This is a genomic window from Xenorhabdus khoisanae (assembly GCF_001037465.1).
GTDB classification, from domain to species: Bacteria; Pseudomonadota; Gammaproteobacteria; order Enterobacterales; family Enterobacteriaceae; genus Xenorhabdus; species Xenorhabdus khoisanae.
In genome coordinates, this window is the sequence record NZ_LFCV01000239.1 from 1 (window position 1) to 723 (window position 723).

The following is a 723-nucleotide window of genomic DNA, read 5'->3' on the forward strand; positions in this document are numbered from 1 at the left end:
CGGCCTGTTGTCTTACGGGGCGTGGCTGCTGCTGCCCGCGGCGGGGTTTATTGTCGCCGGTGGTCTGTGCCTTGGCTGGTCGTATCTGGTCTCACGCGTGCTCAGCCATAAACCCGGTAAGGAGGCCTGATGTTCTTTCCCGGCCTGTTTCGAAAATCCGCTGAACCGATGACTTCCCGTGACCTGAGTGAACTAATCGGCCTCTCGTATGATACCTACACCGGACGGCAGGTCAGCCCGCAGTTAGCCATGCAGCTTACGGCGGTCTTTAGCTGTGTGCGGGTACTGGCGGAATCGGTCGGCATGCTGCCCTGTTCACTGTACGAACAACGGGGGCGGGGGAATCAGCGTGCTGTCGAAGAGCGGCTGCATAAACTGCTGTCGGTCAAACCCAACAACTACATGACCCCGCAGGAGTTCTGGGAATTACTGGTGGCCTGCCTGTGCCTGCGGGGGAACTTCTATGCCTATAAGGTGAAGGCACTGGGGGAGGTGGTGGAATTATTACCGCTCGACCCGGGCAGTGTGGTCCCCAAACTCAATAACGACTGGCTGCCGGAATATCAGGTGACTTTCCCGAACGGTGACACCGCCACCCTGACGCAGGCTGACATCTGGCATGTGCGTATCTTTACGCTCAATGGCCTGACCGGGTTAAGCCCGGTGGCCTATGCCCGGCAGGCGATCGGGTTAGGGCTGGCGACCGAAGAGCACGGCTCCCGG

At 59.8% G+C, this 723-nt stretch carries 1 protein-coding gene; it reads left to right on the plus strand.

Annotated features, from left to right (window positions below; translation table 11 throughout):
- Positions 1–129 precede the first annotated feature (129 nt).
- The coding region (locus tag AB204_RS20480; protein ID WP_047965226.1) for a phage portal protein at positions 130–723 on the plus strand (594 nt) is incomplete at its 3' end.